The 13,573-nt window shown below is 52.2% G+C and carries 12 protein-coding genes; 5 read left to right on the top strand and 7 right to left on the bottom strand.

Annotated elements, in window-relative coordinates:
- Both FEK42_RS10775 and ybaK read left to right on the top strand, forming a co-directional pair.
- A partial coding sequence (locus tag FEK42_RS10775; RefSeq protein ID WP_171022634.1) for a TraB/GumN family protein occupies window positions 1-443 on the top strand: 443 nt, incomplete at its 5' end.
- A 203-nt stretch (window positions 444-646) separates the two neighbouring features.
- Window positions 647-1,126: a Cys-tRNA(Pro)/Cys-tRNA(Cys) deacylase YbaK gene (ybaK, locus tag FEK42_RS10770; protein WP_130260288.1), complete on the top strand. Its 480-nt coding sequence runs from the start codon at window positions 647-649 to the stop codon at window positions 1,124-1,126.
- Between the two features lie 36 nt (window positions 1,127-1,162).
- On the opposite strand, the gene ushA is transcribed toward ybaK, so the two are convergent.
- Window positions 1,163-2,815: a bifunctional UDP-sugar hydrolase/5'-nucleotidase gene (gene ushA / locus FEK42_RS10765; RefSeq protein WP_135492554.1), complete on the bottom strand. Its 1,653-nt coding sequence runs from the start codon at window positions 2,813-2,815 to the stop codon at window positions 1,163-1,165.
- Window positions 2,816-3,032: 217 nt separating this feature from the next.
- Between ushA and fsr the strand changes: the two genes are divergently transcribed.
- Window positions 3,033-4,253, top strand: a complete 1,221-nt coding sequence (gene fsr / locus FEK42_RS10760; RefSeq protein ID WP_135492552.1) for a fosmidomycin MFS transporter — start codon at window positions 3,033-3,035, stop codon at window positions 4,251-4,253.
- Window positions 4,254-4,491: 238 nt separating this feature from the next.
- Window positions 4,492-6,168 carry a YbaL family putative K(+) efflux transporter gene (gene ybaL, locus FEK42_RS10755; RefSeq protein WP_130260289.1) on the top strand — a complete coding sequence of 559 codons (1,677 nt, stop codon included), beginning with the start codon at window positions 4,492-4,494 and terminating at the stop codon, window positions 6,166-6,168.
- Window positions 6,169-6,298: 130 nt separating this feature from the next.
- Here ybaL and gsk read toward each other — a convergent pair whose 3' ends face one another.
- Window positions 6,299-7,603, bottom strand: a complete 1,305-nt coding sequence (gsk, locus tag FEK42_RS10750; RefSeq protein ID WP_130206313.1) for an inosine/guanosine kinase — start codon at window positions 7,601-7,603, stop codon at window positions 6,299-6,301.
- 151 nt (window positions 7,604-7,754) lie between these two features.
- Between gsk and aes the strand changes: the two genes are divergently transcribed.
- Window positions 7,755-8,723 (top strand): acetyl esterase, encoded by a 969-nt coding sequence (gene aes, locus FEK42_RS10745; protein WP_135492550.1) that lies wholly within the window; start codon window positions 7,755-7,757, stop codon window positions 8,721-8,723.
- Here aes and hemH read toward each other — a convergent pair.
- From hemH to FEK42_RS10720, 5 genes are all read right to left on the bottom strand, one after another.
- Window positions 8,698-9,660 carry a ferrochelatase gene (hemH, locus tag FEK42_RS10740; RefSeq protein WP_135409621.1) on the bottom strand — a complete coding sequence of 321 codons (963 nt, stop codon included), beginning with the start codon at window positions 9,658-9,660 and terminating at the stop codon, window positions 8,698-8,700. The genes aes and hemH overlap by 26 nt on opposite strands.
- Before the next feature lie 131 nt (window positions 9,661-9,791).
- Window positions 9,792-10,436: an adenylate kinase gene (adk, locus tag FEK42_RS10735; RefSeq protein ID WP_001313630.1), complete on the bottom strand. Its 645-nt coding sequence runs from the start codon at window positions 10,434-10,436 to the stop codon at window positions 9,792-9,794.
- A gap of 218 nt (window positions 10,437-10,654) precedes the next feature.
- Entirely contained in the window at window positions 10,655-12,529 is a 1,875-nt protein-coding gene (gene htpG, locus FEK42_RS10730; RefSeq protein WP_135492548.1) for a molecular chaperone HtpG, read from the bottom strand.
- Between the two features lie 109 nt (window positions 12,530-12,638).
- Window positions 12,639-13,244 carry a recombination mediator RecR gene (gene recR, locus FEK42_RS10725; RefSeq protein WP_135492546.1) on the bottom strand — a complete coding sequence of 202 codons (606 nt, stop codon included), beginning with the start codon at window positions 13,242-13,244 and terminating at the stop codon, window positions 12,639-12,641.
- A complete protein-coding gene (locus FEK42_RS10720) occupies window positions 13,244-13,573 on the bottom strand; it encodes a YbaB/EbfC family nucleoid-associated protein (protein WP_001515903.1) in 330 nt (109 codons plus the stop codon). The genes recR and FEK42_RS10720 overlap by 1 nt, the downstream gene beginning before the upstream one ends.

The following is a 13,573-nucleotide window of genomic DNA, read 5'->3' as shown; positions in this document are numbered from 1 at the left end:
GGCAAATCGCGATGGTTCTTCAGGCGACACAGGCGCAAAAACTGGGGCTGCGGGCAGAATATGGTATCGATTACCAGCTATTGCAGGTGGCGAAGCAACACCATAAACCCGTGATTGAACTGGAAGGGGCAGAAAACCAGATTGCCATGTTGCTCCAGCTCCCTGACAAAGGACTGGCGCTGCTGGACGATACGCTGACCCACTGGCATACCAACGCACGGTTGCTGCAACAAATGATGAGCTGGTGGCTGAATGCACCGCCACAAAATAATGAAATAACGCTGCCGAATACGTTCAGCCAGTCGCTGTACGATGTACTGATGCACCAGAGAAATCTCGCCTGGCGGGATAAACTGCATGCCATGCCGCCAGGGCGCTATGTGGTCGCGGTCGGTGCTTTACATCTGTATGGAGAAGGAAATTTGCCGCAAATGTTGCGCTAAAAAAATGGCCAATATCGCTATTGGCCCGTCAAAGAGGAATTTCATATTTTTATTATTATGCCGTCGCTTTAAACGACGGTGTAAGTCGATTGTCGCTCAATCTCACCATCCTGCCAATACTCTTAGGCAAGATGGCACTTTTTTTTGGACCACCATCAGGCGTATGCTTGCTTCGTTTTTTTGTTTAAGGCAGGAAAATTACGATGACACCGGCAGTTAAATTACTCGAAAAAAACAAAATTTCTTTTCAGGTTCATACCTACGAACACGATCCGGCAGAAACCAATTTTGGCGATGAAGTCGTCAAAAAATTAGGTTTGAATCCGGATCAGGTCTACAAAACGCTGCTGGTCGCAGTGAATGGCGATATGAAACACCTTGCCGTGGCCGTCACGCCAGTCGCAGGTCAATTAGATCTCAAAAAAGTAGCAAAGGCGCTGGGTGCCAAGAAAGTAGAGATGGCCGATCCGATGGTCGCGCAGCGTTCAACGGGATATCTGGTTGGGGGAATTAGCCCATTAGGGCAGAAAAAACGTCTGCCGACGATTATCGACGCCCCCGCACAAGAATTTGCCACTATTTATGTTTCCGGCGGTAAACGCGGGCTGGATATCGAACTGGCGGCAGGCGACTTGGCGAAGATCCTCGATGCTAAATTTGCTGATATCGCCCGTCGCGATTAAGCATTGTGCCGGATGTGAGCATCCGGCACTTTCAGATTACTGCCAGCTCACCTCACCTTTCGGTTCATAGACACTCACATCCAGTGGCGAGTTTTTCTGGATATACGCTTTCAGCACTTCGGCATCAATAAAGCCGGTATTCACATAGCCCGGTTTGTTATCAAGGTGCGGGTAACCATCACCGCCAGTAGCATTAAAGTTTAATGTTGCCATGCGGTAGGTTTTTGCCGGATCGACCGGTTCGCCTTTGATTTTCAGGTCGTTGAGTTTGCCGTCTTTCGCCACAAAGCTGACGTTGGCAAATTGCGGGTAGGCACCGGAATCCGGCTTCATCTGCGCGACGGCAGTCAGATAATCAATCGCCTCTTTACCGGTCATGTCGGCATACACCACCACATTGCCGAACGGCTGCACTTTCAGCACGTTTTTATAGCTGATATTGCCTGCCTCGATAGAATCACGAATTCCGCCTCCGCTCATCACCGCAAAGTCGGCACCAGTACGATCCATTTGGGCTGCCAGAATCAACCGCCCCATATTGGTCTGTACAAAACGCACTTTGTCACGATCGCCTTCCAGACGACCGTTGGTTTCGCCAATTTTCACTTCCAGCTGCGCTTTGCCTTTGTTCTGGAACGGCGATAACAGCGAGATCATTTGCTGATTCTCGGCGATTTCCGGAGTGTACAGCACACGCTCGCTTTTCCCGTCTTCCCAGGTGACTTTTTTCTTCAGGTTCACCGGAATCAGCTGGTAGTTGACCATTTTCATTTCGCCGTTGCGAAACTCAAAGTCGGCCCGACCAACGTACTTGCCCCACTCATGTGCTTGTACAATCCAGATGCCGTTTTGTTGATCCGGTTTGCATGGCGTACCAGGAACGTAATCTACCTGCTTTTTATTTTCCGCAGCCATACAAACGGGATCTTGCGAATGTCCGCCGACAATCATCGCCAGCGATCCGGCAGGCAAACTGCGCGCCATCTCTACATCACCCGGCGCGTTAGAACCGTGCTCACCGTTGTCGTAATGCCCCATATGGGTCGCCGCGATAATAATGTCCGGCTTTTCTGTCTGTTGCAGCTCCTGGATCACCAGTTTGGCTTCGTCGGCAGGTTTACGGAATTCAATGTCGGTGAAGTTTTCTGGGTTACCTAATTTCGCTGTTTCATCAGTTGTTAAACCGATAACGGCGATTTTCAGATCCTGGCGATTAAACAGCGCCCAGGGTTTAAACAGGCGCTCGCCGGTACTTTTTTGATAGATATTGGCAGAGAGCAACGGGAACTTTGCCCACTTTTCCTGCTGGCGTAATACGGTGAGCGGGTTATCAAATTCATGATTGCCAATCGCCATTGCATCATAGCCCACCAGATTCATGCCGCGAAAATCTGGCTCTGCGTCCTGCAAATCGGATTCCGGCACACCGGTATTAATGTCGCCACCAGAAAGTAGCAGCACGCTCCCGCCTTCAGCGGCGACCTCTTTACGAATACCGTCCACCAGCGTTTTTTGTGCCGCCAGACCGTATTCGCCATATTCATTGCGCCAGAAATGACCGTGATGGTCGTTGGTATGCAGAACCGTAATTTTATAGGTTTTATCCTGCTCGTAGGCCAACGCAGTTTCACTCGCCAGTGACAATGTGGTTAACAGTGCTAATGCCACACTCCGCTGCAATAATTTCATACTTCTCTCCCTGACCAGATAATAACGTGTTGAAAATTAGTATGACGCGACATCATAGACAAGTCTGCGTTCGGTTACGATAAATCTACATCCAGATTGGAAATTCTGTTTTCCACATTGAGACTTCCTTCAAAAGGCACGTGCAGGTATGTTAGTCAGGTAATAATCACAATTAAGATAAATTTTTACATCGCAACTCTAAAAAAGTGACTTTCCTATGGCAATGAGTGAACAATCCCAGCCTGTGGCGGGCGCGACTGCATCGACCACTAAGGCTCGCACATCGTTTGGCATTTTAGGCGCTATCAGCCTTTCGCATCTGCTGAACGACATGATCCAATCGCTGATTCTGGCGATTTATCCGCTCTTACAGTCAGAGTTTTCCCTGACGTTTATGCAGATTGGGCTGATAACCCTCACCTTCCAGCTCGCCTCTTCGCTGCTGCAACCGGTCGTCGGCTACTGGACAGATAAATACCCAATGCCGTGGTCGTTGCCAATTGGCATGTGCTTTACCTTAAGCGGCCTGGTATTGCTGGCGCTGGCGGGCAGTTTTGGCTCGGTGTTGCTGGCGGCGGCGCTGGTCGGTACCGGTTCGTCGGTCTTTCATCCGGAATCTTCCCGCGTGGCACGTATGGCGTCTGGCGGACGTCATGGTCTGGCGCAATCCATCTTCCAGGTCGGCGGTAACTTTGGCAGTTCGTTGGGACCTTTGCTGGCGGCGGTGCTCATCGCCCCCTATGGCAAAGGCAACGTTGCATGGTTTGTACTGGCGGCACTGCTGGCAATCGTGGTGTTGGCGCAAATCAGCCGCTGGTACTCTGCGCAGCACCGAATGAGTAAAGGCAAGCCGAAAGCGCCAATAATCAATCCGCTGCCACGAAATAAGGTCGTGCTGGCTGTTTGCGTACTGTTAGTGCTGATTTTCTCGAAATATTTCTATATGGCGAGCATCAGCAGCTATTACACCTTTTATCTGATGGAAAAATTCGGATTATCCATCCAGAATGCCCAACTTCATCTGTTTGCCTTCCTGTTTGCCGTTGCGGCGGGGACGGTGATTGGCGGGCCTGTTGGCGATAAGATTGGTCGAAAATATGTAATTTGGGGCTCTATCCTCGGCGTTGCGCCTTTTACGCTTATTTTACCGTACGCAAGCCTGCACTGGACGGGGGTTTTGACGGTGATTATTGGATTTATCCTCGCCTCTGCGTTTTCTGCCATTCTGGTTTATGCGCAAGAGCTGTTGCCGGGGCGTATCGGCATGGTTTCCGGGCTCTTTTTCGGTTTTGCTTTTGGCATGGGTGGCCTTGGAGCCGCAGTTCTGGGGCTTATCGCCGACCATACCAGTATCGAGTTAGTTTATAAAATCTGTGCTTTCCTGCCGCTTCTTGGCATGTTGACCATATTCTTACCTGATAATCGGCATAAATCCTGAATTCCCGGCAGCCAAAGGTAAACTTTGGCTGCTTCATTTTGCAGTAACCATAAGCCTTTCCTCTTCATACACCTCATCACTTTTCCGATCCGTGCCTTTTTTGCGGCTAATTCCATTTTTCTGCAAAATTCAATAATTATTCATAAACATCATCTATGAAATTGTCATAAACTATTACCTGTAATTTTGGTTTTCCCGGCCAAAATATGGACAACCACCACCAGGAAAAGGAGACGGAATGCATCACGCCACCCCGCTTATCACCACAATTGTTGGCGGCCTTGTGCTTGCCTTTATCCTTGGCATGCTGGCCAATAAACTGCGTATTTCTCCTCTGGTGGGATATCTGTTAGCGGGTGTGCTGGCAGGCCCCTTTACCCCAGGTTTTGTTGCCGATACAAAACTTGCGCCTGAACTGGCGGAACTGGGCGTTATTTTGCTGATGTTCGGCGTCGGTTTGCATTTTTCGCTCAAGGATTTGATGGCGGTAAAGTCCATCGCCATTCCCGGCGCGGTCGCCCAGATAGCCGTGGCGACACTGCTGGGTATGGCTCTTTCTGCCGTGATCGGCTGGTCGTTAATGACCGGCATCGTGTTCGGTTTGTGTCTTTCCACCGCCAGTACCGTGGTGCTGCTGCGCGCACTTGAAGAACGGCAGTTGATAGACAGCCAGCGAGGGCAAATCGCCATTGGCTGGCTGATTGTGGAAGACCTGGTGATGGTCCTGACGCTGGTGTTGCTGCCAGCGGTAGCCGGAATGCTGGAACAGGGCGATGTGGGCTTTGCGACGCTGGCGCTGGATATGAGTATCACCATCGGCAAAGTCGTCGCGTTTATTGCCATTATGATGTTGGTAGGTCGCCGTCTGGTGCCGTGGATTATGGCACGTAGCGCGGCAACGGGTTCGCGTGAGCTGTTTACCCTGTCGGTGCTGGCGCTGGCGTTAGGGATTGCTTTTGGCGCGGTGGAGCTGTTTGACGTCTCCTTTGCACTCGGTGCGTTCTTTGCCGGGATGGTGCTGAATGAGTCCGAACTTAGCCACCGTGCCGCCCACGATACACTGCCATTACGTGATGCGTTTGCTGTGTTGTTCTTCGTCTCTGTCGGGATGTTGTTTGATCCGTTAATCCTGATTCAGCAGCCGTTAGCGGTGCTGGCTACGCTGGCGATTATTCTGTTTGGTAAATCGGTTGCGGCGCTTTTCCTCGTCCGGTTGTTTGGTCACTCCCAGCGTACGGCGTTGACCATCGCCGCCAGCCTGGCGCAGATTGGTGAGTTCGCCTTTATTCTGGCAGGTCTGGGGATGGCGCTGAATCTGCTGCCGCAGGCGGGGCAAAACCTGGTGCTGGCGGGGGCGATTTTGTCGATTATGCTCAACCCGGTGCTGTTCGCGCTGCTGGAGAAATACCTGGCGAAAACCGAAACGCTGGAAGAGCAGACGCTGGAGGAAGCTATCGAAGAAGAGAAGCAGATTCCGGTTGATATCTGCAACCATGCGCTGCTGGTAGGTTATGGTCGTGTGGGCAGCCTGCTGGGGGAGAAATTGCTCGCGTCTGATATTCCTTTAGTGGTGATTGAGACGTCACGTACTCGCGTCGACGAACTGCGTGAGCGCGGAGTCCGGGCGGTATTAGGCAACGCGGCTAACGAAGAGATTATGCAACTGGCGCATCTGGAATGTGCAAAATGGCTGATCCTGACGATTCCCAACGGTTACGAAGCCGGCGAGATTGTGGCGTCTGCTCGCGCGAAAAACCCGGATATTGAGATTATCGCCCGCGCCCATTATGACGACGAGGTGGCATATATCACCGAACGTGGCGCGAATCAGGTGGTGATGGGCGAGCGTGAAATTGCCCGCACCATGCTGGAACTGCTGGAAACGCCACCGGCGGGTGAAGTGGTGACGGGGTAAACGATGATTACCGGATAATAGGCGCGGATATGTATGCCTGATAAGACGCGGCCAGCGTCGCATCAGGCATCGAGCGCCAAATGCCAGATGCGGCGTGAACGCCTTATCTGGCCTACGAACCGACGATAACTTAACGATCCCAGTAAGATTCTTCCAGGCTGTCTTCACGCTCCGGCAGCCCGCGCGTTAAGCGTGGAGAATGCTGGTTCAGTACCTGATAGCTCACACGGTTGGCGTATTTACACACCTGCGCTAATGACGAATACGTCAGCCAGGTGAATTTATGTTTGCTGGAATTTGGTACGTTGCTACGGTGATAACTGTTAGCGGTAATGTCATGCAACAGCGCCGCCAGCGCCCCATCTCCGGCACCGTTGGTGTTCATGATTTTTTCTGGTCCGCCCATATACGGCGCAATGTGCGAATAGACGCGCAGCGGATTCTGGCAATCCTTGTGGCGCATGGCGCGGCTAAACTCATACTGGTTAAATTCCGCGATAGCGCCCGGCAGCAGCGGATGCTGGGTTTTGCGTTTCGCTTCGTCTTCAGTAAAGCCCGCCATATACAAACCGATTGGCCCGGCGGTGCACAGCACCAGATCCACCCAGTCCAGCGCCTTATCAGACGCCAGCAGCGGATCGCTCTCTCCGGTCAACGCTTCGGCTTCTTCTTCGTTCATCGCAAGGATGGAAACGTGTTCTTTGAGGAATTGCTGCCACCACTGCGGATTCTCGGCGATGACAAATTTAGTCCCCAGCGTCAGCACCACCGGCACGTTATATTTCTTCGCGTACTCAATGGCTTTCATGGTCGCTTCCGGCATCGGTTCGCCCGGCTTGCAGCGCACCAGATATGAGGTGAGTACCAGCGCCGACGCTCCGGCAATCACATCTTCCGGAATGCTTTCTGCCCGTAGCTGGTTCATGTGGCCAGGGCTAATGGCAAAAGTGCGTTCGCCAGACTCACCAATCAGCGTAAAGCAGCGTCCAATCGGGCCGTCTACGCCTTGCAGATAGTTAAGATCGGTACGGCTGGAGGTATTGCACAAATAGCGATAGGCGTAGCTGCCAATTTCAATATTGCTGCACATCACGCCCAGTAGTACCGAGCGGTCATCCGCCAGTACCGAGTAGTTATGCATGGTGTTACCAATAGTGCCACCCGCAAACTGATGGGTAATCAGGTTTTTCTCTTTAAGTTCCTGATAGAGTGCTTCGGCAACATCATCTTCAATCACCAGTGAATGCCCGGCGCTTAATCCATAACGTTCAATGAACTCATCATCCACTTTTGCTTCAATATCTACCAACGTCTGGTCGATACCCACCACCCAGGCAGCGCTGGTTTCATTTTCTGGCTGGATTTGCTGCAACAGCGGATCGCGTGCGTTTACAGGGAAGTAATGTTTGGATTTACGTTTACCGGGAAATTTCATGGTTGTTTTTACGGGTGGTTAACTGAGCGGCGAATGTTAACACAATCTCACGGGAACGCGCGAGATGCAGCCAGTTTCAATATCAGCAGACGAGATCGCATTATCATGGCAGAGCTTCCTTACAATGGCGTAATTTGAAAGGAGTTTTTCTATGAAGATGGAAAACAAATTACCCGCACTGGAACTGATTTCTGCCGAAATGAGGGCCGTTGTTAATACGCTTCAGCCTGATTTACCGCCCTGGCCCGCAGAAGGAACACTTGCCGAGCAGCGTCAGCATTACACGCTCGAGCGGCGATTCTGGAATGCGGGCGCTCCAGAAATGGAAACCAAGGATTACGCAGTTCCGACAAAATATGGACAAGTGGAGGCCCGCTTATTTTGTCCAAATTCAGATAGCCCAGCGACGCTATTTTATCTTCACGGCGGTGGTTTTATTCTCGGCAATCTCGATACTCACGATCGCATCATGCGCCTGCTGGCAATCTACACTCAGTGTACGGTGATTGGCATTGATTACACCCTTTCGCCAGAAGCGCGTTTTCCGCAGGCGATAGAGGAAATCGTGGCCGCCTGTTGTCACTTCCACCAGCAGGCGGGCGATTATCAAATTAATATGTCACATATTGGCTTTGCCGGTGATTCCGCTGGCGCAATGCTGGCGCTCGCCAGCGCCTTGTGGCTGCGGGATAAACAGATCGATTGCGGTAAGGTTGTGGGCGTTTTGCTGTGGTATGGACTTTATGGGTTACGGGATTCCGTGACTCGTCGCCTGCTGGGCGGTACCTGGGATGGCTTAACGCAACAGGATTTACAGATGTATGAAGAGGCATATTTAGGCAGCGAAGCGGATCGCGAGTCGCCGTATTACTGCCTGTTTAATAATGATCTCACTCGAAATGTGCCGCCCTGTTATATCGCCGGAGCGGAGTTCGATCCGCTGCTGGATGACAGTCGCCTGCTTTACCAGACGTTAGCGGCGCATCAGCAACCTTGTGAGTTCAAACTCTACTCCGGTACGCTGCACGCCTTTTTGCATTATTCACGGATGATGAAAACCGCCGACGATGCTCTACGCGACGGTGCTCAATTCTTTAGCGATAGGCTGCAACAAGATTAGCCATCATTTCGATATGCTCCGGTGTAGCATTAAGCGCCGGAATATATTCGTATTTTTTCCCGCCAGCGCCGAGGAAGACTTCACGGTTTTGCTCGGCAATCTCTTCCAGCGTCTCCAGACAATCCGCAGCAAAGCCCGGACACACCACCTGAATATGACCGACACCTTTTTCTCCGAGCATTTTCAGCGTTTCGTCGGTATAAGGCATCAGCCAGGGTTCCCGACCAAAGCGCGACTGAAAGGTCATCATCACTTTTTCCGGTGCCATCCCCAATGCGGAAGCCAGTTCGCGAGTCGTTGTGCGGCAACGCTGCGGGTAATCATCACCTTCATCCGCGTAACGCTGAGGAATGCCATGATAAGAGAGCAGCAGCAGATCCGGCTCGCCATGTTTTTCGAAAGAGGCCCGCACGCTGTTCGCCAGCGCATTAATGTAATCGTGGTTATCGGCGTAATCACGAATAAACGAAATCCCCGGAATGCTACGCTTGCGCGCGAGAATGCGTGCAAGTTCATCCCACACAGCGCCAACCGTAGAACAGGAGTATTGCGGATAGAGCGGCAGCACCACAATATGATCAACATGTTCTGCCAGTAGTTCATCGACGGCGCTTTCCAGTGATGGCGAGCCGTAGCTCATGCCCAGCGCCACTGGCGTTTCCGGTAAACGTTGTGCCAGCGCCTGCTGTTGCTGGCGGCTGTAAACCATCAGTGGCGAGCCGTCTTCCATCCAGACCGAGGCGTACAGCTTCGCCACGCGCGGTGAGCGCAGCGGCAAAATCACACCACGCAGCAACGGCCACCACAACAGCCGTGAGGTATCAACAACGCGTCTATCGCTTAAAAATTGTTTCAGATAGCGTTTTACCGCTTCAGGAGTGGGGGCATCGGGCGTCCCCAGGTTTGCCAGCAGGATACCGGTTTTAGTCTGACGCATTACCGCCTCTTATCGATTCAACTTGTTGATAATTGTAGCGGAAAAGTGAGGAAGAAGAACTAATTGCTGTGAGAGGCCTGGCCTGAGGAGGATACGCAGACCTGCCCGAGAGCAGATCTGCTGCGGCTTGATTAGCCGAGGATTTTTTCCAGAGCCGCGCGAACTTCAGCAACCGGTTTGGTGCCGTCAACTTTCGCGTATTTGGTGTTACCCGCTTCTGCTTCTTTGGAGTAGTAGCCAATCAGCGGTGCAGTCATCTGATGGTATTCAACCAGACGTTTACGTACGGTTTCTTCCTGATCGTCTTTACGAGTAGTCAGCTCTTCACCAGTCACGTCGTCTTTGCCTTCTACTTTCGGCGGATTGAATTTAACGTGATATACACGACCAGACGGCGCGTGAACGCGGCGGCCCACGATACGATCAACGATCAGTTCGTCCGGCACGTCGAATTCCAGAACGTAATCAACATTGATGCCCGCTTCTTTCATCGCGTCTGCCTGCGGAATGGTACGCGGGAAGCCGTCCAACAGGAAACCATTACGGCAATCTTCCTGAGCAATGCGCTCTTTAACCAGCGCGATCACCAGTTCATCGGTGACCAGTTTGCCAGCGTCCATAATGTCTTTAGCTTGTTTACCCAGCTCGGAGCCAGATTTGACTGCGGCACGCAGCATATCGCCAGTGGAGATTTGCGGAATACCATATTTCTCCATGATGAACTGAGCCTGAGTCCCTTTCCCCGCGCCCGGAGCGCCAAGCAGAATGATACGCATTGCGAAAATCCCCTTAAATTGTGTCGAATTTTTTGAAAAAGCGATAAACGATACCACCAACAGGCGATTGCCTCAAGAAAGGCGCCCGGGGCTGAAACGGTTAATGGTGAGATAATTTGCGGAAAGTGCAGAGGATGAAAAGAAAAATGCCGGATGACACGAAGGTCATCCGGCACCACATTCAGCTGTATGCCGGATAAAATTCATCCGGCATTACATCAGGAAACCAGTAACTGGTTCATACGACGAATAAACAGGTTCGGATCTTCCAGCGTACCGCGTTCTGCCAGCTGCGCCTGATCCAGCAGCAGTTCTACCCACTCGCTGAACTTGGCTTCATCTTCAGTATCTGCAGCACGTTTCACCAGTACGTGATCCGGGTTCAGTTCGAAGATGTATTTCACTTCTGGCACTTTCTGGCCAGCCGCAGCGAACAGTTTCGCCATCTGGGTACTCATTTCGTCCGCGTCGGTAGAAACGATCGCTGGCGTATCGGTCAGACGGTGGGTCAGACGCACATCTTTCACGCGCTCGCCAAGCAGGGCTTTCACGCGGTCGATGAACGGAGTCAGTGCTTTTTCCGCTTCTTTCGCACTTTCGTCGACTTCGTCAGCCAGTTTTTCCAGCGATTCATCAACTTTAGACACCGACTGGAACGGTTTACCGTCGAACTCAGTCAGATAGTTCATCATCCACTCATCGATGCGGTCGGAAAGCAGCAGAACTTCGATGCCTTTCTTACGCAGCAGTTCCAGGTGCGGGCTGCTCTTCGCCGCCGCATAGCTGTCTGCGGTGATGTAGTAGATTTTCTCCTGCCCTTCTTTCATGCGGGAAACGTAGTCTTCCAGAGACACGGTCTGCGCAGAAGAATCGGTATGGGTAGACGCAAAACGCAGCAGTTTGGCGATCGCTTCCTGGTTAGCGAAATCTTCCGCCGGACCTTCTTTCAGTACCAGGCCAAACTGTTGCCAGAAGGTCTGGTATTTTTCCGCGTCGTCTTTCGCCAGTTTTTCCAGCATTTGCAGCACACGCTTGGTCAGCGCATTGCGCAGGTTACGCGTGACTGTGCTGTCCTGGAGGATTTCACGGGAAACGTTCAGCGGCAGATCGCTGGAGTCAATCAGACCACGCACGAAGCGCAGATAGTTCGGCATGAACTGTTCTGCGTCGTCCATGATGAACACACGCTGGACGTACAGTTTCAGACCGTGTTTATGATCGCGGTTCCACATATCCCACGGTGCCTGCGACGGGATGTACAGCAGGCTGGTGTACTCCTGCTTACCTTCAACGCGGTTGTGGCTCCAGGTCAGCGGATCGTTAAAGTCATGGGCGATATGTTTGTAGAACTCTTTGTACTCTTCATCGGTGATTTCCGACTTGTTACGGGTCCACAGCGCCTGCGCTTTGTTGATTTTCTCCCAGGAGATAACGGTTTCGCCGTCTTTCTCTTCGCGTTTTTCGATCTCTACCGGCAGCGCGATATGGTCGGAGTATTTGCTGATGATGGAACGCACGCGCCAGTCATCGAGGAACTCGTCTTCGCCTTCACGCAGATGCAGGGTGATTTCAGTACCACGATCTTCTTTGGTGATGTCGGCAACGGTGTATTCACCTTCACCAGCCGATTCCCAGAACACGCCGTTTTCTGGTTTTTCGCCCGCCGCACGAGTACGCACGGTCACTTTATCGGCCACGATAAACGCGGAGTAGAAACCAACACCAAACTGACCGATCAGCTGGCTGTCTTTCGCCTGGTCAGAGCCCAGGGATTCGAGGAATGATTTGGTGCCGGATTTAGCGATAGTCCCCAGATGGTCAATCACTTCGTCGCGGGTCATCCCCACGCCGTTATCGGAGATGGTCAGCGTGCGCTTGTCTTTATCGAAAGAAACACGAACGCGCAGTTCGCCGTCACCTTCGTACAGATCCGGGTTAGAGAGCGCGCGGAAACGCAGCTTGTCCGCCGCATCGGAGGCGTTAGAGATAAGCTCACGCAGGAAGATTTCTTTATTGGAATACAGAGAATGGATCATCAGGTGCAGAAGCTGTTTCACTTCTGACTGAAAACCACGAGTTTCTTGTCCTTTCATGTAGGTCTACCTCAATAATGCCATTTTAAGGTTAAAAACAGGATGAGGGGTAAATGGGGACAAGGAAGGATAATTTCAAGCGAGAGCAGGTGATCCTGCTCTCGTTTGCTTAAAAACGAATCTTATGACGCCCGGCAAGGGAGTGTGACAGCGTGGTGCCATCGACCATTTCCAGCTCGCCGCCAACCGGTACGCCATGAGCGATACGGCTGGCTTCCACGTTATATTGCGCGCAAAGCTCGGCAATGTAGTTAGCGGTGGCTTCACCTTCGACCGTCGGGTTGGTGGCGAGGATCACTTCGGTGATTTTTTCTGCCGCCAGACGCTGCTCCAGGCGATCAAGTCCGATATCATCCGGGCCGATGCCGTCCAGCGGTGACAGATGCCCCATCAACACAAAATAACGACCGGAAAACTGCCCTGTCTGCTCAATGGCGTAGATGTCCGCCGGACTCTCCACCACGCAGATTTGACCGTTTTCCTGACGACGCGGATTTGAACAGATGTTACAGACTTCCTGTTCAGTGAAGGTCCGACAATCGGCGCAGTGGCCGATTTCCGACATCGCCCGGGTGAGCGCCTGCGCCAGACGCATCCCGCCGCTACGATCGCGCTGAAGCAGCGTGAACGCCATACGCTGCGCCGACTTCGGGCCAACGCCCGGCAGACAGCGCAGTGCTTCCATAAGCTGTGTTAACAGCGGGCTGGTTTGCATCAGAACGGCATCTTAAAGCCTGGCGGCAGCTGCATTCCGGAGGAAACAGAGGCCATTTTTTCTTTCTGGGTTTCTTCGATGCGACGCGCTGCGTCGTTGAATGCCGCAGCGACCAAATCTTCCAGCATCTCTTTGTCGTCTTCCAGCAGGCTCGGGTCGATCTCTACGCGACGGCAGTTGTGAGCGCCATTGATGGTCACTTTCACCAGACCTGCGCCGGATTCGCCAGTCACTTCCAGCTTCGCGATTTCTTCCTGCATCTGCTGCATTTTTTCTTGCATCTGCTGGGCTTGCTTCATCAGGTTGCCCAGACCGCCTTTACCAAACAT

The organism is Escherichia sp. E2748, assembly GCF_005781125.1.
Lineage (GTDB): Bacteria > Pseudomonadota > Gammaproteobacteria > Enterobacterales > Enterobacteriaceae > Escherichia.
Note: the sequence above shows the minus strand (reverse complement) of the source record. Positions and strands in the feature narration are given on the sequence as shown.